This window comes from Bradyrhizobium sp. B025 (genome assembly GCF_042257955.1).
In the GTDB taxonomy this organism is placed as follows: Bacteria; Pseudomonadota; Alphaproteobacteria; order Rhizobiales; family Xanthobacteraceae; genus Bradyrhizobium; species Bradyrhizobium diazoefficiens.
In genome coordinates this window covers 8,840,695-8,864,459 of sequence record NZ_CP170150.1, presented here as the reverse complement: position 1 = coordinate 8,864,459, position 23,765 = coordinate 8,840,695, and the positions used below count along the sequence as shown (strand labels likewise).

The window sequence follows — 23,765 nt, the reverse complement described above, 5'->3', positions numbered from 1 at the left end:
GTCGTTGCCCGGCGCGATCGAAGAAGAATCGTTAGAGCGCGTCGCTGTCGGTTTCGCCGGTGCGGATGCGCAGCGCGTGGTCGATCGGCGTGACGAAGATCTTGCCGTCGCCGATCTGCCCGGTGCGCGCCGTGGCGGTGATCACGGCGACCGCCTTGTCGGCGACGTCGGAGGCGACCGCGATCTCGATGCGCAGCTTCGGCAGGAAGTTCACGACATATTCCGCGCCGCGATAGATCTCGGTGTGGCCCTTCTGGCGGCCATAACCCTTTACCTCGGTCACGGTCATGCCGTGGACGCCGATCGCCGTCAGGGCCTGGCGGACCTCATCGAGCTTGAAGGGTTTGATGATCGCGACGACGAGTTTCATGGTCAGGCCTATTCCCCGGGATGCGCCGCGCCGTATGTCCCCGGCGCAGCGTCAATCTGGCATCTTTCAGGGCAAATGGCATAAAAAAGTTGCAGATTGAAGCGGAAAAACGTTTGGCGTTGTGAACGGCCGCCTCTGTACAGGGCAGCCGTTCATCCGTCACAATGCATTTTTGGCATGGATGCGGTGAACCGAAGCGTCCCAGCCGGTACATAAGTATGTTTGAGGGGGACGTTTCATGGCGAGTTGGTTCTACGCATCCGAGGGCAAGCAGCAGGGGCCCTTTCCCGAAGGGCAGTTCCGCGACCTCATCGCCCAGGGCGTCGTGCGCCCGGATACGCTGGTGTGGACCGAAGGCATGGCCGGCTGGCAGAAGGCCGCCGAGATCCCCGGCCTGGTCGGCGGCGGCGCGCCGCCGATGATCCCGGCCGGTGGTCCGCCGACGATGGGCGGCCGCGGCAATGGTGGCGCCGCCGGCGGATCACTGTCGGTCGATTTTGGCATCCTCGAATTCACCTGGCGCAGCATCGTGATGCTGATCGGCATGTGCTTTGTCATCCCGGCGCCGTGGGTCTTCGTCTGGTACACAAAATGGATCGTGCCTTGCGTGAAGGTCCCGGGACGCCCGAACCTCAGCTTCACCGGCAATGCGATGGCGCTGGTGCCCTGGTTTTTCGGCTTCATCGTTCTGGCGATCGCGATCGGCTTCATCGGCAGCCAGTTGCTGAGCAACCTGCTGTTCCTCGTGCAGATCGTTCTCTACTGGCTCCTCATCAAATGGATCGTCGCGAACCTCGCCTCCAATGGGCAGCCGCTCGGCCTCAGCTTCACCGGCTCGGTCTGGGCCTATGTCGGCTGGAATCTGCTGTTCGCGATCTCGATCATTACCATCATCGGCTGGGCCTGGGTTGCCGCGGCTCAGATGCGCTGGTTCTGCCGCAGCATTGAAGGCACGCGGCGCGAGATCGTCTTCAAGGGCAGCGGTCTTGAGATTCTCTGGCGCGGAATCGTGGCCGCAATCCTGTTCAGCCTCATCATCCCGATCCCGTGGGTGTATCGCTGGATCATGAACTGGTTTGCGTCGCAGACCGAGCTCGCCCCCCGCGGCTCCCTCTAGGCGTTACGCCCTCCGCTCGCGCACGGAGCCTTCCTGCGCGACGGAGGCGACCAGCGTGCCGTCGGGCTTGAAGATCGAGCCGCGGGTCAGCCCGCGGCCGCTTCGCGCGCTCGGCGAATCCTGCGCGTAGAGCAGCCATTCGTCGGCGCGGAACGGGCGGTGAAACCACATCGCGTGGTCAAGGCTCGCCGGCATCATGCGCTTGTCGAACAGCGTGCGGCCGTAGCGCGCCATGATCGCGTCGAGCAGCGAGAAGTCCGACGCATAGGCCAGCGCGCACATGTGCAGCGCCGGATCGTCGGGCAGCTTCGCCGCGGTCCTGATCCAGACGTGGATGCGGCCGTCCTCGATCTTCTGGCCGAAGTAGCGGCCGAGCTCGACCGGGCGCAGCTCGATCGGACGGTCGGATTCATAGTAGCGGCGAATGAACTCCGGCATCTCCTTGAACAGCGGCTGCTTCGCCACTTCCTCCGCCGTCAGCTTTTCCGGCGGCGGCACGTCCGGCATCTTGTCCTGGTGATCGAACGCGCTCTCCTCCTCGGCATGGAACGACACCATGATCGAGAAGATCGCGTTGCCGTGCTGGATCGCGGTGACGCGGCGGGTCGAGTAGCTCTTGCCGTCGCGCAGGCGCTCGACCTGGTAGATGATCGGGATCTGCGGATCGCCCGGCAGGATGAAATAGCAATGCAGCGAATGCGGCAGCCGGCCCTCGACGGTGCGGCAGGCCGCGACCATCGCCTGCCCGATCACCTGGCCGCCAAACACCCGCTGCCAGCTCGTCTTCGGACTGTTGCCGCGGAACAGGTTCACCTCGAGCTGTTCGAGGTCGAGGATCGAGATCAGGTCGATCAGGCTTTTGGACATGATGGCGCTTTCGAAAATCTCGTCATTCCGGGGCATCGCGCCAGCGATGAACCCGGAATCCCGAGCGATAACCTCTGGATTCCGGGTTCGCGCTTCCGCGCGCCCCGGAATGACGGAATTGGGCCGTTCCGCCCTTGTTTTTCACCGCACTGTTTCGCCCACCTCAAGTCTGCTAGCAAGACCAAGAACAGGCGAAGTATTGGCCGGGAAGCTTGGTATGTCGGTACAGGGTAGCATTGTCATTGGCGGCGGCGCGTTTGCGGGCCTGGCGCTGGCCTTGGCGCTCCGCCAGGGGCTCGGGCCCGAGATTCCCGTCATCGTCGCCGATCCCGCGCTCAGCACGCGGCCGAGCCGGGACCCGCGCGCCACCGCGATCGTCGCCGCTTGCCGCCGCCTGTTCGAGGCGATCGGTGCCTGGGACGACGTCAGGGGCGAGGCGCAGCCGATCCTCGACATGGTCGTCACCGATTCCAAGCTGGAGGACGCCACGCGTCCGGTGTTCCTGAACTTCGCCGGCGACGTCGCGCCGGGCGAGCCCTTTGCGCACATGGTCGAGAACCGCCGCCTGATCGACGCGCTGGTGGTGCGTGCCGAGGCCGAGGGCATCGATCTCCGCGCCACCACGGTCGCCTCCTACGACGCGCGTTCCGACGGCATCGACGTGACGCTCGGCGACGGCAGCGTGATCGCGGCCAGCCTGCTGGTCGCCGCCGATGGTGCGAGGTCGAAGCTGCGCGAGCGCGCCGGCATCGCCACCAATGGCTGGGAGTATGACCAGTCCGGCATCGTCGTCACCGTCGGCCATGAGCGCGACCACGAAGGCCGCGCCGAAGAGCACTTCCTGCCCGCGGGTCCCTTCGCGATCCTGCCGCTCTCGGGCAAGCGCTCCTCGCTGGTCTGGACCGAGCGCCGGGCTGAGGCCGCGCGCATCATCGCGCTCAGCGACGAAGAGTTTCACGGCGAGCTCGAGCAGCGCTTCGGCCTGCATCTCGGCGAGGTCAAGGCGCTCGACAAGCCGCGCGCATTTCCGCTGTCCTATTTCGTGGCGCGCTCCTTCATCGCCGAGCGCCTCGCGTTGGTCGGCGATGCCGCCCACGTCATCCACCCGATCGCAGGCCAGGGCCTCAACATGGGGCTGAAGGACGTCGCCGCGCTGGCCGAGGTCGTCGTCGATGCCGCGCGGCTCGGCATGGATCTCGGCGCGGCCGACGTGCTCGAGCGCTACCAGCGCTGGCGCCGCTTCGACACCATGGCGATGGGCGTTGCCACCAACTCGCTGAACTTCCTGTTCTCCAACCAGTCGACGCTGCTGCGCACCGTGCGCGACATCGGCCTCGGTCTCGTCGACCGCGCCCCGCCGCTGAAGAATCTCTTCATCCGCCAGGCCGCGGGCCTGACGGGCGAGGTGCCGCGGCTGCTGAAGGGCGAGGCGCTGTAGTTCTTATCCTCGCTGGCGCTCCACCCTCCGCTCGTCGTCCCGGACAAGCGCGCCCCAAGCGCGCGCAGGTCCGGGACCCATACGCCGCAGCAATAGTCTTGCGAAGACACGGAGTTACCAGCGTCGCGCCAAACCCCTCCCTGGGGTTATGGGTCCTGGCCTTCGCCAGGACGACATCGCGATTGTTGCGCGGCCGCTGCGCAAGACTGCGACCTCAATCGATCTTCCGCGCCTCTTCCGGCAGCATGATCGGGATGCCGTCGCGGATCGGGTAAGCGAGCTTGGCGCTGCGCGAGATCAGCTCCTGCTTTGCGGAATCGAACTCCAGCGGACCCTTGGTCAGCGGGCAGACCAGAATCTCCAGCAATTTCGGATCGACGCTGGTTTCGGGGCGTTCGGTGGGCGCGTTCATTGTGGTCTCCGGCGATCGGCTGCCTCTAGCACAGAAATTCGCGCCCGCCGAGTGACCCGTTCCATTGGAACGGGTCACTCGGCAGAGATCATCCGTAGCAGGTCGTCGAGCAGGCCCTGGAGCCGTGCCGCCGGCACCGGCGGGCCCGACAGGGCGAAGCCGAGAAATGTCCAATAGAGGATCTGCGCGCGAGCCTGCGCCGTCGCCGGGTCTAGCCCGCGCTTGTCCAGGAGCTGCTCGATATAGTCGAGCCTGCGGCGGTCGATCGCGCGCACCGCGGCTTGCGCGGCGGCATCGAATGCCGCCCAGTTGCGGACCGCGCGTTCGAGATCGAGCCGCGCGCCGAAGGACCTGCGCAGCAGCGCCTTCAGCGGCTCGTCGCTGGCGGCTTCGACATCGGCAATGATCTGCTCGGCCGCGATCTCGCGCCAGCGTTTCAGCACGGCGGCATGGAACGCGCCGAGATCGGCGAAATGCCAATAGAAGCTGCCGCGCGAAACCCCGATGGCCTTTGCCAGCGGGTCGGCCTTCAGCGCCGTGAAGCCGCTTTTCGCGAGCGCCTTCAGCCCCTGTTTGATCCAATCGTCGGCGGAGAGCTGTTCGGTCATGCCAGGTTCCCGGAACTTGACCATACACTAGTGTATTGACAGGCGGCAGGCCAGCCCCTATGTCTCCATACAGTTATGTACGGAGATATCGATGCGTGATCTGTTGCTCCAGTGCGCCGGCGTCCTGACCATCGTCGTGGCCCTCATCCATGGCATCCTCGGCGAGACCAAGGTCTTTGCTCGCGCGAGCATCGAGCCGGAACGGCTGCGCACCCTGATCCGCCTGGTCTGGCAGGCATCGACCGTCGCCTGGATCGGCGGCGGCGTGCTCCTGATCGCGGCGCCCTGGATGGACTCGGCGCCGGCGCGCCACTGGATCGTCATCACCATGGCCTGCGTGTTCGGTTTCTCCGCCTTCGCCAACGCATGGGCGACACGCGGCCGGCACTTCGGCTGGATGGCGCTCAGCGCCGTCGTTGCCATGACGGTTGCCGGCTACTGAGCTCGCCGTAGACGCCTTCCCGCTACGGCGGACGGCGAGCCGTTGCAGATGGAGCTTCAAACATGGCTCTGACACTCGTCACCGGGGGCACAGGCCATCTCGGCCGGGATATCGTCGATCGCCTCGTTCGCGACGGACGTCACGTCCGGGTGCTTGCGCGATCGCCGGGCACGCGACCGGACGTCGAATGGGCGATCGGCGACCTCGCCACAGGCGCCGGGTTGCGGGACGCGCTGCATGACGTCGACACGGTCATCAACGCGGCGACCTATTCGCCGATCGCGCGGCGCGGCGGCATTCGCCCGACAGACTTCTTCACCTCGCCCTCCGCCGTGGACGTCGAGGGCACCGGGCGCCTGCTGTCCTCCTGCGGGGAGGCCAGGGTGCGGCACTTCCTCCACGTCTCGATCGTCGGCCTCGATGAGGCAACCCTGCCCTACGCGCGGGTCAAGCTTGCCGGCGAACGGCTGGTGCGTGCATCGGCTCTGTCCTGGTCGGTGGTTCGCGCGATGCCGTTCTACTATCTGCTCGACAGCCTGCTCTCGGGCCTCGCCTGGCTTCCGGTGTGGCCGGTACCGACGACGCTGTTCAATCCCGTCGATACGTCGGATGTCGCCGACCACGTCGTGGCCTGCGCCTTCGACGGGATGCGTGGCGAGCGCGCGGAGATTGGCGGCCCCGAAGATCTCGAGCTGGTCTCGCTGGCCCGCCGGTATCAGCACGCCCGGGGGCTGCATCGGAAAATCCTGCCGATGAATCTTTCGGACGCGAAGGCGCGCGGCATGGGCTTCGTCGTCAGCCAAGGCGTTCGCGGACGGCTCTCCTGGGCGGACTGGCTGCAACGCAACTACCCCGCTGCGCGAAGCGCGATCCAGGGATGACCAGCCCGGCTGCCAGCGTGCCTCCGTCCCGTGAGACGTAAGGCCGCAGCGGCCGTTCAAATGCGTGCTGCATGCGGAGAGCGCTGATCTTTCTCGGATCGTTAGAATATCTCTAAAGCGAACCGGCTCCGAACCGCATTGACTTCATCATGTGCTTTGCTTCCTTCCGTCCCGCTTCGCGGCTTCCCGCGCAGCGCTCACGACAAAGGAGGAGACGTTCGTGAAGGTCATTCGTGTTGTTGCCATGGTACTGACGATCGGGATTGGCACGGGATCCGCCGCCATGGCCGACGGTTTCAAGAACTGCACCAAGCTCGACAAGGCGTCGTGGAAGCCGGCGAGCGAAGCCGAAGCCAAGGCCAAGGCGCTCGGTTACGAAGTGCGGCGCTCCAAGGTCGAAGGCTCGTGCTATGAGGTCTATGGCGTCAAGGAAGGCAAGCTCTACGAGCTGTTCTACAGCCCCGAAGATCTCAGCCTGAAGCACACGATCGCGAAATGACTTGCGCGAAATGACCTGCGCGAAGTGATCTGCGCAAAGGAAGGCTTGAGGGTGGTCTTCGCTTGATCGAAGAAGCGGTGCCAGAAGCGCGCGGGGCGTCCGACAGGAGCCCCGCGGATCGAACTGCTCCGCGCACGATCGCGGTCTGGGACCTCCCGTTGCGCCTCTGGCACTGGGCCCTGGCGATCTGTGTTCTGGCCGCGTGGTTCACCCCCACCGTCTTTGACCGCCTGCACCGCATCGTCGGCTATACGGTGCTTGGGCTCCTGGCCTTCCGCCTGGTCTGGGGTTTTTGGGGAAGCCGCTATTCGCGCTTCCGCATGGTCGGCGTCAGGCTTAGCGCGGCGCCAGGCTATCTCTGGAACCTGCGCCGCGGCATGACCGGCCGCTACATCGGTCTCAATCCCGCCGGCACGTTGATGCTGGTGGCGCTGCTGGCCTCGCTCGCTGTCTCCACGATCACGGGAGCGATGTCGGTGACCGTCACCTTCTTCGGCGTCTGGTGGGTCGAAGACGCCCACCATTATTCATCGGACGCGGTCATCGTCCTGGTCGTGCTGCACGTCGTGGGCGTGGTGCTGATGGGGATTCTCCAGCGCGAGAACCTGACCCGCGCGATGATCACCGGACGCAAGCGCATCCGCACTCACCTCTAGACGTTCGTTGCCGATCACGGCGCACGTCCGCCGGCCGTCGATGGCGCAAATTTCCGCAGATCGAATTGCACAGGCCGCGTTAACCCGCTGGTAATCATGCAATCAGGCGTTGCACAAAATTAACGCGAAGAACGTCTAGGCGATCCACCATCGACGATATTGACGAGGGGAGCGCTATTGGATGTTCCGCGTTTTTTCCTGCCTTACGGCCGAACACGATTGGCGTCTCGTCCTGCTTGCCGGCTTGGTATGCTTCGTTGCAAGTATCGTTGCGGTCAGCATCTTTCATCGTGCGGTCGCCTCGCGGGCCTGGGCGCGGTTGATCTGGGTTGCGATTGCCGGCGCCGCCATCGGCTACGGAATCTGGGCAACGCATTTTGTCGCGATGCTCGCCTACGAGCCCGGCGTCCCGACCAATTACGGCCTCGTCCTGACGGTGCTGTCGCTCGCCGCGGCGATGATCCTGACCTCGGGCGGTTTTGGCGTTGCCGTCAACAATTCCGGCCAGTGGCGCGCAGCTGCCGGTGGCGGCATCATCGGCGCGGGCATTGCAAGCATGCACTATATCGGCATGTGGGCCCTCGAGGTCCCGGGTCGCGTGACCTGGTCGCCGGGGCTGGTGTTGATCTCGATCGTCCTCGGCATGGTGCTGGGCTACGCTGCGCTCGCCGTTGCCCTGGGCCACAAGGACAAGTGGGGGACCTTTGCTGCGGCGCTGCTGCTGACGCTCGCCATCGTGTCGCACCATTTCACGGCCATGGGGGCCGTGCAAATCGTTCCAGACCCTACGCTGGCAAGCGATACATTGTCGCTTTCTCCGACCTTCCTCGCCGTGGCAATTGCGGGCGTGGCCCTGTCGGTGCTCGGGATGAGCTTCGTCGGCGTGCTGGCGGATCGCCGCCTTGCGACCAGAACCAGCAGATTCGAGCAAATCATCAGTGAGCTCTCGCTCGCCCGGCAGCAGGTGGAAGATTCGCAACAGGAAATCCAGGAGCAGAAACTCAGGCTCGATACGGCCATCAACAACATGGTCGAGGCCCTGTGCATGTTCGATGCGGAGAAGCGACTTGTCGTCTGCAACGAGCGCTATGCCCGACTCTATCAGCTGCCGCCGGAACTGTTGAGAACGGGGACACCGCACGCCGACATCATCAGGCATCGCGTCGTGACCGGCATCCTCAAGAGCGACACCAGCGAAGGCGCTGCCAAGCAATTCCTCTCGAAACTGGCTGCGTTGCCGTTCGATGCAGTCTCGAGCAGAATCGACGAGTTCACGGATGGTCGGTTGATCTGCGTGACGCGGCAGCCAATGGCCGGCGGCGGGTGGGTGGCTACGCATCTTGACGTCACCGAGCAGCGCCGGTCCGAGGCCAAGATCGCTCATATGGCACAACACGATGCGTTGACAGATCTGCCAAATCGCGTGCTGCTCAGGGAGCGGATGGAGCATGCCATTGCGGTTACGCGCAATGGCGGCCTCGATCTGGCCGTGCTCATGCTGGATCTCGACCGCTTCAAGGAAGTCAACGACACGCTGGGACATCCGACGGGCGATTCCCTGCTGCGCGCCGTCGCCGCGCGGTTGCGCGAATGCACCACGGAAACCGCGTTGATCGCCCGGCTGGGCGGCGACGAGTTCGCCGTGATCGATTACGTGACCAACCCGGCCGTGGAGGCCGCCGCCCTTGCCGAGAACATCAGGAAGGCGCTTTGCGAACCGTTCGATCTTGGTGATCACCGGGTCACGGTGGGCACCAGCATCGGCATCGCCATCGCGCCGCGCGATGGCAACGATTCCGACGTGATCATGAAGAGCGCGGATCTCGCCCTCTACTCGGCCAAGAGTGGTGGACGTGGTGCATTCCGCTTCTTCGAGCCGGAACTCGACGAGCTCATGCATGCGCGACGCAACCTGGAGCGCGACATGCGGGATGCGATTGCCGGCCGTCAGTTCGAGCTCCACTATCAGCCGTTCGTCAGCCCCGCGACCGGCAAGGTCAATGGTTTCGAGGCCTTGCTACGCTGGCATCACCCGCAGCAAGGTCTGGTCATGCCGAGCGAATTCATCCCGCTCGCGGAGGAGACCGGCTTGATCGTGCCGCTGGGAGAATGGGTCCTGAGAGCCGCCTGTGCGGAAGCCGCCAAATGGCCCCCGCATGTCAGGATCGCGGTCAACCTGTCTCCCGCTCAGTTCAGGAGCAAGGAGCTTGTTCCAGTCGTTATCGGCGCGCTGGCGAGTTCGGGAGTTGCGCCGCACAGGCTCGAGCTCGAGGTCACCGAGACGGTGATCATGCATGACAGCGAAGCCGTTTTCGCCGTCCTCGGCCAATTGCGCGAGCTCGGTGTGCGAATCGCCCTGGACGATTTCGGCACCGGCTATTCATCGCTGAGCTTTCTGCAAAAGTTCCCGTTCGACAAGATCAAGATCGACCGCAGTTTCGTCAACGAACTTTCGAGCGCAAGGGCAGAGGCGCGCCATCTCGCGCGCGCAGTGGTTCGTTTCGCAGTCAGCCTCGGCAAGACGACGACCGCCGAAGGCGTCGAAACCAAGGAGCAGCTGGATATCCTCTGCGAAGAGGGGTGCCTCGAAACGCAAGGCTACTATTTCAGCCGGCCGATGCCTGCATCCGACATCGCCAGAATGCTGCGGCGAGGTGCCGGCGCAGCCGTTCGCGCTGCCTGAGCAATTCAGGCCCTCACTGCAACGGCGGATCGCCGCTGGTGCGCTTCTTGGCGAGGTCCATCTCGGTCACCGCGATCAGGATCTCGGCGCGGGTCTTCAAGTCGGGCGCCTCCAGCATGGCCTGCTTTTCCGCGGGGCCGTAGGGCGACATCATCGCCAGCGCGTTGACCAGCGCCTCGTTGGGCGCGCTCTCGACGCCCTCCCAGTCGACCTTGAGATTGTTGGCCTTCAAGAAGTCCGCGAGCACAGCCAGCAGCGCCTCGCGATCGACCTCGTCCTCGCCCATCCGCGCGGTGAAGTCGTCGACATAGGTGAAGAAATCCACCTTGCACTGCCGGTAGGCGGTGAGCACCTCGAGCTCCTCGACCACCTTGAAGCGCGAGACGCCGGTGAGCTCGAGGATGTAGCGGCCGTCGCCGGATTCGGCGAGCTGGGTGATGCGGCCGACGCAGCCGACGCGGAACAGCGCCGGCTTGTCGGAGTTCTTCGGCGAGTGCGCCACGTCAGGCTGGATCATGCCGATCAGGCGATGGCCGTCGCGGAAGGAATCATCGACCATCGCGAGATAGCGCGGCTCGAAGATGTTGAGCGGCATTTGGCCGCGCGGCAGCAAGAGCGCGCCCGGCAATGGGAATACCGGAATGATCTCCGGAAGGTCGGCGGGCCCGCGATATTCGATGTTGATCGGCATCTGGTCCCCGCTGAAGTCCCGCGCGCTAGAGCATGATCCGGAGCCGGAGGGCCGCGTTGGCACAAATTGCGAAGCGGTATTCCGACAAGATCATGCTCCAAAAATAGCCGCGCGCCTACGAAAAGAGGATGGTCGACAGGCGCTTGCGCCCCTCGACGGTTGCATCATCCGTGCCGCCCCAGGCCTCGAAGAACTGCACGAGCTGCTTGCGGGCGCCGTCGTCGTTCCATTTGCGGTCGCGCTTGATGATCGCGAGCAGCTGCTCGGTCGCGGCTGCCCGGTTGCCCTGCGCGTTGAGGGCGGTCGCGAGATCGAAGCGTGCCTGATGATCGAGCGGATTTGCGGCGACTTTCTGTTCCAGCTCCGCCACCGGCCCCAGTTGCTCCGCCTGCTCGGCGAGATCGATCGCGGTCTGCACGGCCTTCACCGCGGGGTCGTTGCGCTTGGATTCCGGCACCATGGCCAGCGTCTGCTTGGCCTGCTCCATCGCGCCCGAGACGGTGTAGCACTTGGCGAGGCCCGCGAGCGCCGCGATGTTGGTCGAATCGTGCGAGAGCACCTCGGCATAGATCTGCGCCGCGGCGGCGGCGTCGCCCTCGGCGAGCACCGCCTCGGCCTCTTGCAGGATCTCGGCGATATTGGGCTCGCCCGGCGCCGTCACGCCCTTGGTCAGCTTTTCGATGAAGGCGTTGAGCTGGCTCTCCGGCACCGCGCCCATGAAGCCGTCGGCCGGCTGGCCGTTGACGAAGGCGATCACGGCCGGGATCGACTGGATGCCCATCTGGCCCGGGATCGCCGGGTGCTGGTCGATGTTCATCTTGACCAGCTTGACCTTGCCCTTCGCCGCCTTGACCGCCTTTTCCAGCACGGGGGTGAGCTGCTTGCAGGGGCCGCACCACTCCGCCCAGAAGTCGATCAGCACCGGCTGGCGCTTCGATTCCTCGATGACGTCCTTCACGAAGGTCTGGGTGGTGGTGTCCTTGATCAGATCGGCCGCAGCCGGGCCCGCCGCTCCGTTACCCTGGTCGATGATCGTCACGGGATTCCCTCGTCTCATGTCTGGAATGGCGGGTCTTTAGCACGTCGCCAATGCATATGCTTCGTTGTCGGCTCCTAAATTGGGCCGGGGCGGCCGAATTTCAATCCGTCGCGGCCGATTCGCCGGTTCCGGGGCATTTTCGGTCGATTTGGCCAATTTCGGGGTCCATATAGGCCCGAAGATACCAATCTATGCCGCCGGTAGCTGTTGCATTCCCCTCCCGCTTTTGGCATACGACAGCCGTTGCCGGCGCGTCACGCGACCGACACAGGATGCGGGTGTAGCTCAGTGGTAGAGCACGACCTTGCCAAGGTCGGGGTCGAGGGTTCGAGCCCCTTCGCCCGCTCCAATTTTTCCCAGAGCATCCAGCCAAACCGGGTCAGGCCGTGGTTTTCCACGCCGCTGGCGGCTGTATTGGGTCTGCAATGACAATTCTCATCACCGGCAGCGCTGGCCATCTTGGGGAGGCCCTTCTCCGCACGCTCCGCGGGCGCGGGTCCGCTGTGCGCGGGGTCGACCTGAAGCCATCGCCCTTCACCGATGCCGTCGGCTCGATCGTCGATCCGGACTTCGTGCGGCGTCAGATGGACGGCGTCACCGCCGTGATCCACACCGCGACGCTGCACAAGCCGCATGTGGCGACCCACAGCGGGCAGGATTTCGTCGATACCAACGTCACCGGCACGCTCAACCTGCTCGAGGCGGCGGTAAGCGCCGGCGTGCGCAGCTTCGTCTTCACCAGCACCACCAGCGCGTTCGGCTCGCAGCTTCGCCCCGAAGCCGGACAGGCCGCGGTGTGGGTCACCGAGGACCTGTCGCCGGTGCCGAAGAACATCTACGGCACGACCAAGCTGATGGCGGAGAATTTGTGCGAGCTGTTCTTTCGCGAGCGCGGGCTGCCGGTCGTCGTCTTGAGGACCTCGCGTTTCTTCCCGGAGGACGACGACGATCCTTCGATGCGGTCGGCCTATGCGCTGGACAACGCGCAGGCCAACGAGCTGCTCTATCGCCGGCTGGATATAGCGGACGCGGTGAGCGCCCATCTGCTCGCCGTCGCCCGCGCGCCCGACCTTGGCTTCGGCCGCTACATCGTGTCGGCCACGAGCCCGTTCGAGCCGCACCATCTCGTGGCGCTGGCGCGCGACGCGGCCGGCGTCGTGCGCGAGCTCTATCCGGATTGCGCGCAGCTCTATGCGGCGAACGGCTGGCGCCTGTTTCCGCAGATCGATCGCGTCTACGTCAACGATCGTGCGCGGCACGAGCTGGGGTGGCGGCCGGAATTCGACTTCGCGCGTGTGCTGCACAGCCTCCGCGCGGGACAGGATTTTCGCAGCGCGCTGGCGCGCGAGGTCGGGTCGAAGGGCTATCATGATGCGGTGTTTGACGACGGACCCTACCCCGTCGCCTCGTAAGCGCCGCCTTTGCTGTTTTGCTCGACGCGTCAAACGTCTGCCTGGCGTCACCGGGCGCAGCACGGTCTTTGCCGGTCTACTGTGCATGGGGTTGTTTTCGCGTTTTTGTGCGGCCGCCTCTCCTACTGCCTGAAAATCAGCCACGCGCCACGTCGATGCCGCGTTGCAGCGAGATCGTTTTCGCTGCCGCGTTCGCCTTCGGAGAGATTCCGTCTCAATTTTTATTGAGCGCAACCGCAGTGCACGCGGCGCGCTTCTCACCGCTCGCAGATGTGCTAACCTTTTTGCGTCTGTCGCCTCGACAGGCTCCAAACTTCGCCTCTCGACTAGCAAAACAAAATAACGTGCAGCCCTGACGGCTGCCTTAGGGGAGTGACGCGATGAAATTCCATCAATCCGTCTTTCAATCCGTCCTGGCGCTTGCAGCGGTTGCGCTTCTCGCGGGGACCAGCGTCGGCAATGCGCAACAGCAGGACAAGAACAAGCCGCTGAAGAAATACGAATCCGGCACCAAGGAGTTCTGGACCCATCCGCCGGATGACTGGTTCCTGGGCGACGAGACCGAGGCGCAGAAGGGCCTCGCGCCGCCGTCGGGTCCACCGACCGGTGCGTCGGAGGCCGAGCTCGCGGCGATGATGAAGAAGATCAAGCTGCCGGCGGGCTTCAAGATCGAGGTCTATGCGCCCGGCGTTCTCGCCGCGAGGCAGATGGCCTGGGGTGACAAGGGCACGCTGTTCGTCGGCTCGTTCGGCCTCGGCAACGTCTATGCCATCAAGGACAACAACGGCAAGAAAGAGGTCAAGACCATCCTGAAGGGGCTGAACATGCCCACCGGTCTCGCCTTTAAGGATGGCGCGCTGTACGTCATCGCGGTCGACAAGCTGATCCGCTACGACAACGCGGAAGCCAATCTGGACAAGCTCGGCGACGGCAAGGTCGTCTATGACGACATGCCTTCCTATGCCGCGCATGGCTGGAAGTACATCGCAGTCGACAAGGAAGGCTGGTTCTACCTGCCGTTCGGACCGCCCTTCAACGTCGGCGTTCCCCCGACCAGCGTCTCGCAGATCCGCCGCGTCGATCCCAAGACCGGCAACGCCGAGATCTATGCGCTCGGCGTTCGCAACTCGGTCGGCGGCGACGTCGATCCGCGCACCGGCAAGTACTGGTTTACCGAAAACGCGCGCGACTGGATCAGCGACGATCTGCCCAGCGACAAGCTGAACATGATCTCGAAGATGGGCGAGCATTTCGGCTATCCCTATTGCCACCAGGGTGACCTGCCCGATCCGAAGTTCGCGATGGGTCACAAGTGCTCCGAGTTCACGCCGCCCGTGCTGAATCTCGGCGCGCACGTCGCTCCGCTCGGCATGAAGTTCTACACCGGCGATCAATTCCCCGCCGAGTACAAGAACAACATCCTGATCGCCGAGCACGGCTCCTGGAATCGCCACAAGTACCAGGGCGGCCGCATCATGCGCGTGATCGTCGGGCCCGACGGCAAGAATGCCAAGCAGGAGGTGTTCGCCTCCGGCTGGATCGAGGGTGACCAGGGCTATCTCGGCCGTCCCAACGACATCATCCTCGCCAAGGACGGTTCGATCCTCGTCGCCGACGACTGGGCCGGTGCGATCTATCGCATCAGCTACAGCAAGAAGTAGCGCGCGGGCGAATCAAAGGCTGCGGTGGGCATGAGGCGGCCGCAGCCTTTTTCGTGAATGACCGTCGTTCCGGATTGCGCGCCCTTGCGCGCAAGTCCGGAACCCATAACCATGACTGGTGGTTATGGATTCCGGGCTCGTGCTTCGCACGCCCCGGAATGACAATCTCGATAGATCGGAATCCCCATCATGCGCCGGCAGTTCATCTCGCACGCAATCAGCGCGATTGCGCTTGTCACGCTGGGCTTCTGCCCGGCCGATGCCGCCGACACTGCCGCCGGCAAGGCCAAGGCTGAGGTCTGCGCCGGCTGTCACGGCGAGAACGGTATCTCGCAGACCGAGAACATCCCCTCGCTCGCGGGCCAGCCCGATCAATTCCTGCAATGGCAGCTGGTGTTCTTCCGCGCCGGCTCGCGCAAGAACGAGCAGATGCAGCCGATCGTCGAAGAGATCAACAACGAGGACATCCGCAATCTAGGGGCTTACTTCTCGCAGCTCGCGCCGCCGAAGGGGCCGGAAGACCAGGATCCCGATCTGTCGAAGAAAGGCACACAAGTCGCGGCCGGTCGCCGCTGTGCCTCATGCCACACGGACACTTACGCGGGCACCAAGGCCGTCGCGCGCCTCGCCGGCCAGCGCGAGGAATATCTCGTGAAGGCGCTGCACGACTACAAGGCCGGCCAGCGCGTCGGCGGCGGCGTCGCCGCGATGGCCGATGTCGCCTACGCGATGAGCGAAGAAGAGATTACGGCGGTCGCGCATTATCTGGCGCATTTGCAGTAACTCCACACTCCGCCGTCATCCCGGACAAGCGCGCCCCAAGCGCGCGCAGATCCGGGATCCATAACCACAGAAAGATGTGGTTACGGGGACTCGGAGTGACGACGTCGCGTACGATGTATTCTCGTGGTTATGGGTCCCGGATCTGCGCTTACGCTTGTCCGGGACGACACCCGAGTGTGTAGCGGGCCGCTACCCCGCCCGCTGCTTCTCATACGCCTTCAAATGCGTATAGGCGATGCGCAGCTTCGGCAGCGGCACCTTGGCGGCATCGCCGCGTGCGATGAGATCGCCGATGACGTGATCGGCCTCGACCGGCAGGCCGGCCTTGATGTCGCGGAACATCGAGGCGGTCATCGGCGAGCCCTCGGTGGTGAGGTTGCCCTTCACCCGCTCGAAGAACGGGCCTCCTGGCGGATAGCCTGACGCGGCGGCAATCTCACTGGTCTCATCGAGTATGCCGAGCAGGAAATCCCTGCCGCCGGGGGCGGCGAGGATGTTGCCGACGGAGGCGCGCATCAGGCTGGTGGAGGCCGCGAGCGAGGAGAGGAACACCCACTTCTCCCACATGTCCTGCATGATGTTCTGGCTGGCGGTGGCCCCAACGATGCCGCTCTTGAAGGCTTCGTCGATCGCCCGGACCCGGTCGGACAGCTTGCCGTCGCGCTCGCCGTAGCTGATCGCCTGCATCGGCTGGAGCTGCACCACCTCGCGCTTCTCGCTCAAGGTCGCTGCGATGGCGCAGAGCCCGCCGAGCACGCGCTCCTTGCCGAACCTGGCATCCAACGTATCGAGATGCTTCATGCCATTCAGCATCGGAATGATCGCCGTATCAGGCCCGACCGCCGCCGCGAACGACTTGATGGCATCGTCGAGATCGAACGCCTTGCAGCTCAGGAGCACGACGTCGAACTTGTCCTTCAGCTTGTCGGCCTCGACCGTCGGTGGAGCCTTCAGAGTCACGTCGCCGTTCGGGCTCTTGATGACGAGGCCGGCGCTCGCAAGCTCGCCGGCGCGCCGCGGCCGGACCAGGAAGGTGACGTCGCGGCCGGCCTGCAACAGCCTGCCACCAAAATAGCCGCCGATGGCGCCGGCGCCGACCACGAGGATGCGCATGGGATTGTCCTTTTTTCTTCTTGCTGTCGTCCTGGCCTAGTGCGCAATTGCGCACGGGAGCCAGGACCCATTACCCCGACTGCATGTTGTCGGACAAGTTGGAGCCCCAGCTCGTCACATCAATAACCTTTGGCGGCTATGGGTCCTGGCCTTCGCCAGGACGACGTCGGGGAGATTGCTAGCTTTCGGGGAGATGAGGGAATCACTTTCCCGATACCATCTCCTCGACCTCGCGCAGCTGCTCCTTGCCAAAAAACATCTCGTTGCCCACGAAAAAGGTCGGCGAGCCGAACGCGCCGCGCGCGACCGCCTCTTCGGTGTTCTTGATCAGCTTGCCCTTGACCTCGGGCTCCTGGGCGCGGGCGAACAGCTTTTGCGCATCGAGGCCGGAGGATGCCAGCGCCTTCGCCGCGATTTCCGGGTCGTCCATCTTCTTCGGCTCGCGCCACATGTGGTGGAAGGCGGCCTCGACGTATTTCTCGAACACGCCCTCGAGCTGCGCCGCGATCGCGGCGCGCATCAGGTTCAGCGTGTTGACGGGGAAGTGCGGATTCCAGACATAGGGCTGAACCTTGAAGCGCTTGATGAAGCGCTCGGTCTCGACCGCCTGGAATTCACGCTTGTTCTTGACGCCGGCGAGCGTCTCGGCCGGCGACTTGTTGTTGGTCGACTTGAAGATGCCGCCGAGCAGGATCGGCACATACTCGAATTTGACGCCGATGCGCTGCTCGATCGCCGGGATCGCCAGATGGCTGAGATAGGCGTTCGGGCTGCCGAAATCGAACAGGAATTGCGGGGCTGTGCGGGTCAAAATCGTTCTCCCTGACCTGACTTTTGATCTGGCTTTTCGTCCATTCTGGCGCAGCGCGCGCCACAGGTCCACCGTTTAATGATGGTCATAATACCTTGATGATCCGGGTCAGATCAGACGCCGGATCGTCCGCTTGCGCCACACCAGGAGGTAATAGCCCATCTGCAAAACGAACATGGCGCAGAACACGATCGGATAGGCGGCCCATACGCCCTTCAGGCCAATCGTGCGGCTCAGGATGACCGCGGCCGGCAGCTCGATCGCGAGAATCGCGAAGATCGAAAGCAGCATCGGCGTCAGCGCCACGCCGGCGGCGCGCATGGCGCCGGAAAACACCGTTGCCAGGCCGAACGGCACCGAGCTCCACAAGGCGATGGTGAGCAACTCCTTCGCCAGATCGAGCACGGCGCCATCGGTGATGAAGATGCCGAGCACGGCGCGTGGCGCGAGATAGATCAACGCCACGAGACCGCCGGTCAGGACGAGGTTGAAGGCAAGTCCGGTGCGAACGATGCCGTCGAGCCGGCCCCTGTCGCCGCCGCCGACGGCCTGCGCGCCGAGGATCGAGACCGTGATCGAGATCGACATCGCCGTGAACTGCGTATAGCCCATCACCTGGTTGACGGCGCCATAGGCCGCGGTGGCGTCGGAGCCAAAGCCGTTGACGAGGCCCAGCAGCACCAGCTCGGCGACCGCCATCACCACCATGCCGATCGCGCTCGGCAATCCGATGCCGAGGATCTTGCCGAGCACCGCGCCGTTGAGCCGCAGATGACGCAGCAGCGCGGCATCGGGAGCAAGCGCATGTTTCTTCCGCAGCAAATAGAGGGCCAGCACGATCAGTGTCAGAACGTTGGCGATCGCGGCCGCCCATGCCGGGCTGGTGATGCCGGCCGCCGGCAATCCGAACGCGCCGCGGATCAGCATTGGCGTCAGGATCAGGCCGATCGCGGTCGACAGCGCCAGCGCCAGCAGAGGCGTGAGCCCATCGCCGACACCGCGGATCATCGCCGTCATCAGCAGGAAGACGAAACCGAGCGGCATCGTGAGCAGCATGACGCGCGCATAAGCGCTGGCCTGGTCGAGAATGTCCGTGGGCGTCGCAAGTGCCATCATCAATGGCCGGCTGAACAACCCGCCGACCAGTGCAAGCGAGATCGAGAGCAGCAGGCCGACCGCGAGCGTCGTGCCAACAACGATTTTGATCCGGCCATGTTCACCGGCGCCAAACGCCTGGCCGATCAGCACCGTGGCGCCGGTGCTCAAGCCCATGACGAAGGCGAACAGAAAGAACATCACGGGGAAGAATGCCGAGACCGCCGCGAGCGCGTCGACGCCGATCATCTGGCCGAGATAGACGTTGCTGACGGTGCCGAACAGCGATTGCAGCGCGTTGCTCAGCATCAAGGGCGCGAGGAAGCGGAGGAATGTTGTCCAGAGCGGCGTGACGGCGGACATGGATTTGCCTTTCATCAGGGCGTGCGAAACCGTTGCCGCGCGAGGCGCGGCTTGGGCCGTCGATAGGGTTGAGCGCCGCGCGGTCTACGCGCGGTCGCTGTAGGCGAGCTTGACGATGTGGTCGCGGATGTCGGTGGGCCAGTCGGCGATCAGCCCGGTGAAGCGCCGCCGGTCATCCGCGAACAGCGCCCGCGAAGCTTCCTCGAACTGCGGCAGGTTGCCCGCCATGGTCGACATGAAGTGATAGGCCGCATCGCGCGCCTGCCGCTCTCGGTCCTTGTCGCCACTGGCACGCCGTGCCTCGTCGACGAGTTTCCGCAGCGCGACCGAGGCGCCGCCCGGCTGCGCGTTGAGCCATTCCCAGTGCCGCGGCAGCAGCGTTACCTCGCGCGCGACCACGCCGAGTTTCGGCCGGCCGCGCCCGCGCGGCTCGCTCGGTGGTGCGGTCTCCTCAACCGGAGGCGGGACAAGCTTCGCCACCCGCGCCAGCACCTCGCGATCGCCGCCGCGCAGATCGAAGTCGATCGATCGGCCCGTGGCGTCCTCGAAGATGATGATGGGCTCGTCCGGCGGGGGCACGATCCGCTTGACGACCAGTGCGACCTCTCCGGCCGACCCGGACGCCAGGCGGCGCTGGCCCTGGAAGGCCGTGAATGTCCTCTGCATTGAAATCATTGCCATATCCCGATGACGTTGACCATTTAATACCCGGGTAAATTATCGGCGTCAATATACCCGGGTTAAAATATCCGTCCGGATGGCTCGACATTGCGTTCCCGGGCTGGCACGTACGCGGCCAACAGACCACGCCTAGCCTGGGGATCCCGCCGATGCTGACCGTCCATCACCTCAACAATTCCCGCTCGCAGCGCGTGCTGTGGCTGCTCGAGGAGTTGGGCGTGCCCTACGAGATCGTGCGTTATCAGCGCCAGCCCGACATGCGCGCGCCGAAGGAGCTGCGCGCGATCCATCCGCTCGGCAAGTCGCCCGTCATCACCGACAACGGCAACACCATCGCCGAGTCAGGCGCGATCATCGAATATCTCATCGCCACCTACGGCAACGGCCGGCTGATCCCGCCGCCGAACACGCCGGAGCGACTGCGCTTCACCTACTGGCTGCACTATGCGGAAGGCTCGGCGATGCAGCCGCTGCTGCTCAAGCTGCTGTTCACGCTGATGCCGAAGCGTGCGCCGGCGCTGCTTCGTCCGCTGGTGCGCAAGGTCTCGAACCAGGCGCTCACCGCGCTGGTCAATCCGCAGCTCAAGCAGCACATGGATTACTGGGAAGGCGAGCTTGCGAAGAGCGAGTGGTTCGCCGGCAACGAGTTCACCGCAGCCGACATCCAGATGAGCTTTCCGCTCGAAGCCGCGCAAGCGCGCGGCGGGCTGGAGCAGGGCCATCCCAGGGCGATGGCGTTCCTGGAGCGCATCCATGCGCGGCCGGCCTACGCCAGAGCGCTGGAAAAAGGCGGGCCGTACCAGGTGGGGCGGTAAGCCACTCTCCCGTCATTCCGGGGCGGTGCGCAGCACCGAACCCGGAATCTCGCGCCACAATCTCGAGATCCTCAGGTGCGCAATTGCGCACCATAGTCCGGCTCTTCGAGCCGCCCGGGATGACGCCGAGTAGTCAATCCGCGTGCAGCACGCGACCGCGCGTCTCCGGCAGCGCGAAGGCGGCGATGAAGAACAGCGCGTAGGCTACCACCGCAAACATCGCGATTGCGTTCGCAAGCGACGTCGTCGCCGACAGCGCACCGACGAGGAACGGAAACAGCGCGCCGATGCCGCGGCCGAAATTGTAGCAAAAGCCCTGGCCGGAGCCGCGCAGCCGTGTCGGATAGAGCTCAGTCAGGAACGCGCCGATCCCCGAGAAATAGCCCGAGGCGAAAAAGCCGAGCGGGAAGCCGAGCACCCACAGGATCTCGTTGGTCAGCGGCAGCTGCGTATAGAGCAGCACCACCGCCATGGCCCCGAGCGAGAAGATCAGGAACAGATTGCGCCGTCCGATCCGGTCGGCGAGCCAGGCGCCGGTGAGATAGCCGATGAAGGAGCCGATGATCAGCGTCGAGAGATAGCCGGTCGAGCCGACGATCGACAGATGCCGCTCCTTGGTCAGGAATTGCGGTACCCAGAAGGTGACGGCGTAGTAGCCGCCCTGACAACCCGTCGCCATCAGCGACGCCAGGATCGTGGTCTTCACCATCGGGAAGGTGAAGATCTCCCAAAGCTTCGGATGACTGCCCGTTTCCGCATGCCTGGCACGGGCCTCGGCTGCGATCTCCGGCTCGGTGACGGAGCGGCGGATGTAGAACACCAAGAGCGCCGGCAGCGCGCCGATCACGAACATCCAGCGCCAGGCCGTCTCGGCCGGCAGAAGCGAGAACAGGATCGCCTGCGACAGCACGGCGAGACCCCAGCCGACCGCCCAGCCCGACTGCACCGAGCCGACCGCGCGCCCGCGATATTGCGGCCGGATCGCCTCGCCCATCAGCACGGCGCCCGCCGCCCATTCGCCGCCGAAGCCGAGGCCGAGCACGGCGCGTGCAATCAGGAGCTGGTCGAAATTCTGCACGACGGCACAGACCAGCGAGAAGAACGAGAACCAGATGATGGTGATCTGGAGCGTCCTGACCCGTCCGATATGGTCGGAGAGGTAGCCGCCGAGCCAGCCGCCGATCGCAGAGGCCAGCAGCGTCACGGTGCCGGCGAGACCCGCCGAGGCCGCATCGACCTTCCACAGCGCGATGATGGTGCCGATCACCAGCGGATAGATCATGAAGTCCATGCCGTCGAGCGCCCAGCCCGCCGCGCAGGCCCAGAACGTCCGCCGCTCCGGCGCGTTCATGTCGCGATAGAAGGCGAGAAGGCTGGTGTCCTCGATCTCGGCGCGTTCGATGCGCTGGTTCGGATCGGCTGTGGTCATGTGTGTTTCCCCGGCAGTTTCTTGAAGTTGCGCGGTGGTAGCACGCGCAGCAGCGGGCGCAAGCCGGCGCCCGCTTCCGTGCCATGCGGCGGATGAGTTACTGCCCTGCCGCCTCTGCGCCGCGTGTGCGCGGATCGGGTGCGCCGAGGGGGCCATTCGGTGTCACCGCGATCGAATTGGCGGAAGTCTGTCCCATCGGCTCGACGATGGGATGGTCCATTGCCTTCAGCTCGAACAGGACATCGTCGGGAAAGCCGCGCTCGACGCGCACCTCGTCCGGCAGCCATTGATGGTGCAGCCGCGGTGTGGCAACGGCGGCGGCCACATCCATTTTGTAATCGAGCACGTTCACGATCACCTGGAGCACTGTGGAGATGATCCGGCTGCCGCCGGGCGAACCCGTCACCAGCACCGGCTTGCCGTCCTTCAGCACGATGGTCGGCGACATCGACGACAACGGTCGCTTGCCGGGCCCTGGCAGGTTGGCCTCGAAGCCGACAAGGCCGTAGGCGTTGGACGCGCCGACCGCCGCGGTGAAATCGTCGAGCTCGTTGTTGAGCAGCACGCCGGTGCCCTCGGCGACGAGGCCAACGCCATAGCTGAAGTTCAGCGTGTATGTATTGCTGACGGCGTTGCCGCGGCTGTCGACGACGGAGAAATGCGTGGTGTTGCTGCCCTCGCGCGGCGAGGCGGCGGCGGAGACCAGCTGCTTCGACGGCGTGGCGCGGCTGGTGGAGATGCCCGCGCGCAGCTTGGCGGCGTAGTCCTTTGCCGTGAGGGTCTCGATCGGTGCGTTGACGAAGGCGGGATCGCCGAGATAGCGCGCGCGGTCTGCATAGGCACGCTTCATGGCCTCGATCAGGAGATGCAGCGATGCCGGCGATCCCTGCTTGAGGTCGGCAAGCTGAAAGCCTTCGAGGATATTGAGGGTCTCCACCAGCACCACGCCGCCGGAGGAAGGCAGCGGCATCGACACGATGTCGTAGCCGCGATAAGTGCCGCGCACCGGCGTGCGGATCACCGCCTGATAGGTCTTCAGATCGGCTGGCGTCATGATGCCGCCCGCCTCGGACACGGCCTTGGCGAGTTTGTCCGCGACCGCGCCCTCATAGAAGCCGCGTGGTCCCTGCGCGGCGACGGCCGCCAGCGTATCGGCAAGGTCGCCCTGCACCAGCCTGTCGCCGTCACTGAGCGGCGCGCCATCGGGGCGCGAGAAGATCCTGGCCGCGGAAGGCCAGCGTGTCAGCCGCCGGTGCCAGCCCGGGAGCGTGTCGGCGATGTCGTCGCTGACGACGAAGCCGTCGCGGGCGAGCGCGATCGCAGGCTCGAGCAATTGCGCCAGCGTGAACTGGCCCGAGCCATATTTCTCCAATGCCAGGGCAAGGCCTGCGACGGTTCCGGGCACGCCGATGCCGAGCGCGGAATCGCGCGACTTCGCAATGTCGGGCTTGCCGTCGGGGCCGAGGAAGATTTGCGGCGTGGTCGCTGCCGGCGCGGTCTCGCGATAGTCGATCGCGATGTCCTCGTTGCGCTCGGCGGAATGGATCATCATGAAGCCGCCGCCGCCGATATTGCCGGCGCGCGGATAGGTCACCGCCATCGCAAAGCCGGTCGCGACCGCGGCATCGACGGCATTGCCGCCGCGTCGCAGGATATCGGCGCCGACCTGCGCCGATATCTTTTCCTGCGCCACCACCATGCCGTGCTCGGCTGCAACGGCATGCACCGTGTCGAGCGCCGGCGGGACATAGCCCCGCCGCGCATCCTGCGCGGTCGCAGATGCCAGACCAAGCGCCAGAGTGGCCAGGAAGGCGAAAAACGTCCGCCGGGTCGAAAATGACGACATCATCAAATTTCCGCCGGGTCCTCGGGACAGTTCACACGCGTCGCTTATGCTAT

The 23,765-nt window shown here is 64.8% G+C and carries 24 protein-coding genes and 1 tRNA gene; 12 read left to right on the top strand and 13 right to left on the bottom strand.

The window, feature by feature from the left end; genetic code table 11:
* Window positions 1–31: 31 nt before the first annotated feature.
* Window positions 32–370, bottom strand: coding sequence for a P-II family nitrogen regulator (locus ACE10W_RS41960; RefSeq protein WP_008142802.1), 339 nt, complete (start codon window positions 368–370; stop codon window positions 32–34).
* Window positions 371–608: 238 nt separating this feature from the next.
* Here ACE10W_RS41960 and ACE10W_RS41955 point away from each other — a divergent pair, with 238 nt between their 5' ends.
* Window positions 609–1,487 (top strand): DUF4339 domain-containing protein, encoded by an 879-nt coding sequence (locus tag ACE10W_RS41955; RefSeq protein ID WP_028174979.1) that lies wholly within the window; start codon window positions 609–611, stop codon window positions 1,485–1,487.
* A gap of 3 nt (window positions 1,488–1,490) precedes the next feature.
* Here ACE10W_RS41955 and tesB read toward each other — a convergent pair whose 3' ends face one another.
* Window positions 1,491–2,354: an acyl-CoA thioesterase II gene (tesB, locus tag ACE10W_RS41950; protein ID WP_028174978.1), complete on the bottom strand. Its 864-nt coding sequence runs from the start codon at window positions 2,352–2,354 to the stop codon at window positions 1,491–1,493.
* A 217-nt stretch (window positions 2,355–2,571) separates the two neighbouring features.
* On the opposite strand from tesB, the gene ACE10W_RS41945 reads away from it, so the two are divergent.
* The gene (locus tag ACE10W_RS41945) at window positions 2,572–3,792 is read left to right on the top strand and encodes a ubiquinone biosynthesis hydroxylase (RefSeq protein ID WP_304549788.1); all 1,221 of its coding nucleotides are present in this window, start codon (window positions 2,572–2,574) and stop codon (window positions 3,790–3,792) included.
* 214 nt (window positions 3,793–4,006) lie between these two features.
* Here ACE10W_RS41945 and ACE10W_RS41940 read toward each other — a convergent pair whose 3' ends face one another.
* Entirely contained in the window at window positions 4,007–4,204 is a 198-nt protein-coding gene (locus ACE10W_RS41940; RefSeq protein WP_011083431.1) for a Trm112 family protein, read from the bottom strand.
* Window positions 4,205–4,278: 74 nt separating this feature from the next.
* Window positions 4,279–4,812: a TetR/AcrR family transcriptional regulator gene (locus ACE10W_RS41935; RefSeq protein ID WP_211433342.1), complete on the bottom strand. Its 534-nt coding sequence runs from the start codon at window positions 4,810–4,812 to the stop codon at window positions 4,279–4,281.
* A gap of 91 nt (window positions 4,813–4,903) precedes the next feature.
* Here ACE10W_RS41935 and ACE10W_RS41930 point away from each other — a divergent pair, with 91 nt between their 5' ends.
* The 4 genes from ACE10W_RS41930 to ACE10W_RS41915 all read left to right on the top strand — a co-directional run bounded on the left by ACE10W_RS41930 (window position 4,904) and on the right by ACE10W_RS41915 (window position 7,290).
* Window positions 4,904–5,254, top strand: a complete 351-nt coding sequence (locus ACE10W_RS41930; protein WP_028174975.1) for a hypothetical protein — start codon at window positions 4,904–4,906, stop codon at window positions 5,252–5,254.
* A 62-nt stretch (window positions 5,255–5,316) separates the two neighbouring features.
* Window positions 5,317–6,135 carry an SDR family oxidoreductase gene (locus ACE10W_RS41925; RefSeq protein WP_304549781.1) on the top strand — a complete coding sequence of 273 codons (819 nt, stop codon included), beginning with the start codon at window positions 5,317–5,319 and terminating at the stop codon, window positions 6,133–6,135.
* 220 nt (window positions 6,136–6,355) lie between these two features.
* Entirely contained in the window at window positions 6,356–6,634 is a 279-nt protein-coding gene (locus ACE10W_RS41920) for a PepSY domain-containing protein (protein WP_028174973.1), read from the top strand.
* Window positions 6,635–6,696: 62 nt separating this feature from the next.
* The gene (locus tag ACE10W_RS41915) at window positions 6,697–7,290 is read left to right on the top strand and encodes a cytochrome b/b6 domain-containing protein (RefSeq protein WP_304549778.1); all 594 of its coding nucleotides are present in this window, start codon (window positions 6,697–6,699) and stop codon (window positions 7,288–7,290) included.
* 94 nt (window positions 7,291–7,384) lie between these two features.
* Here ACE10W_RS41915 and ACE10W_RS41910 read toward each other — a convergent pair whose 3' ends face one another.
* Entirely contained in the window at window positions 7,385–7,579 is a 195-nt protein-coding gene (locus tag ACE10W_RS41910) for a hypothetical protein (protein ID WP_304553955.1), read from the bottom strand.
* On the opposite strand from ACE10W_RS41910, the gene ACE10W_RS41905 reads away from it, so the two are divergent.
* A complete protein-coding gene (locus ACE10W_RS41905) occupies window positions 7,535–9,973 on the top strand; it encodes an EAL domain-containing protein (RefSeq protein ID WP_304553943.1) in 2,439 nt (812 codons plus the stop codon). The two genes, ACE10W_RS41910 and ACE10W_RS41905, sit on opposite strands and share 45 nt — an antisense overlap.
* Before the next feature lie 13 nt (window positions 9,974–9,986).
* Here ACE10W_RS41905 and ACE10W_RS41900 read toward each other — a convergent pair whose 3' ends face one another.
* Window positions 9,987–10,664 (bottom strand): LON peptidase substrate-binding domain-containing protein, encoded by a 678-nt coding sequence (locus tag ACE10W_RS41900; protein ID WP_011083424.1) that lies wholly within the window; start codon window positions 10,662–10,664, stop codon window positions 9,987–9,989.
* A gap of 115 nt (window positions 10,665–10,779) precedes the next feature.
* Window positions 10,780–11,703 carry a thioredoxin gene (gene trxA / locus ACE10W_RS41895; protein WP_028174970.1) on the bottom strand — a complete coding sequence of 308 codons (924 nt, stop codon included), beginning with the start codon at window positions 11,701–11,703 and terminating at the stop codon, window positions 10,780–10,782.
* Window positions 11,704–11,977: 274 nt separating this feature from the next.
* Here trxA and ACE10W_RS41890 point away from each other — a divergent pair.
* From ACE10W_RS41890 to ACE10W_RS41875, 4 genes are all read left to right on the top strand, one after another.
* Window positions 11,978–12,052, top strand: a tRNA-Gly gene (locus tag ACE10W_RS41890).
* A gap of 76 nt (window positions 12,053–12,128) precedes the next feature.
* Window positions 12,129–13,115, top strand: coding sequence for an NAD(P)-dependent oxidoreductase (locus tag ACE10W_RS41885; protein ID WP_304549775.1), 987 nt, complete (start codon window positions 12,129–12,131; stop codon window positions 13,113–13,115).
* A 380-nt stretch (window positions 13,116–13,495) separates the two neighbouring features.
* Entirely contained in the window at window positions 13,496–14,776 is a 1,281-nt protein-coding gene (locus ACE10W_RS41880; RefSeq protein WP_304549773.1) for a sorbosone dehydrogenase family protein, read from the top strand.
* Window positions 14,777–14,965: 189 nt separating this feature from the next.
* Window positions 14,966–15,559: a cytochrome c gene (locus ACE10W_RS41875; RefSeq protein ID WP_028174967.1), complete on the top strand. Its 594-nt coding sequence runs from the start codon at window positions 14,966–14,968 to the stop codon at window positions 15,557–15,559.
* Window positions 15,560–15,748: 189 nt separating this feature from the next.
* Here the strand turns inward: ACE10W_RS41875 and panE are convergent, their stop codons facing one another.
* The 4 genes from panE to ACE10W_RS41855 all read right to left on the bottom strand — a co-directional run bounded on the left by panE (window position 15,749) and on the right by ACE10W_RS41855 (window position 19,622).
* A complete protein-coding gene (gene panE / locus ACE10W_RS41870) occupies window positions 15,749–16,672 on the bottom strand; it encodes a 2-dehydropantoate 2-reductase (RefSeq protein WP_271555739.1) in 924 nt (307 codons plus the stop codon).
* A gap of 202 nt (window positions 16,673–16,874) precedes the next feature.
* Window positions 16,875–17,483, bottom strand: coding sequence for a 2-hydroxychromene-2-carboxylate isomerase (locus tag ACE10W_RS41865; RefSeq protein ID WP_028174966.1), 609 nt, complete (start codon window positions 17,481–17,483; stop codon window positions 16,875–16,877).
* Between the two features lie 108 nt (window positions 17,484–17,591).
* Entirely contained in the window at window positions 17,592–18,956 is a 1,365-nt protein-coding gene (locus tag ACE10W_RS41860; RefSeq protein WP_304549770.1) for an MATE family efflux transporter, read from the bottom strand.
* A 69-nt stretch (window positions 18,957–19,025) separates the two neighbouring features.
* Window positions 19,026–19,622 (bottom strand): DUF2239 family protein, encoded by a 597-nt coding sequence (locus ACE10W_RS41855; protein ID WP_011083415.1) that lies wholly within the window; start codon window positions 19,620–19,622, stop codon window positions 19,026–19,028.
* 149 nt (window positions 19,623–19,771) lie between these two features.
* On the opposite strand from ACE10W_RS41855, the gene ACE10W_RS41850 reads away from it, so the two are divergent.
* Entirely contained in the window at window positions 19,772–20,437 is a 666-nt protein-coding gene (locus tag ACE10W_RS41850) for a glutathione S-transferase family protein (protein ID WP_060909632.1), read from the top strand.
* A 133-nt stretch (window positions 20,438–20,570) separates the two neighbouring features.
* Here ACE10W_RS41850 and ACE10W_RS41845 read toward each other — a convergent pair whose 3' ends face one another.
* Together ACE10W_RS41845 and ggt are read right to left on the bottom strand one after the other, a co-directional pair.
* Window positions 20,571–21,866 (bottom strand): MFS transporter, encoded by a 1,296-nt coding sequence (locus ACE10W_RS41845; protein ID WP_028174963.1) that lies wholly within the window; start codon window positions 21,864–21,866, stop codon window positions 20,571–20,573.
* A 97-nt stretch (window positions 21,867–21,963) separates the two neighbouring features.
* On the bottom strand, window positions 21,964–23,715 hold the full coding sequence (ggt, locus tag ACE10W_RS41840) for a gamma-glutamyltransferase (protein WP_074076448.1): 1,752 nt from the start codon (window positions 23,713–23,715) through the stop codon (window positions 21,964–21,966).
* Window positions 23,716–23,765: the final 50 nt, after the last annotated feature.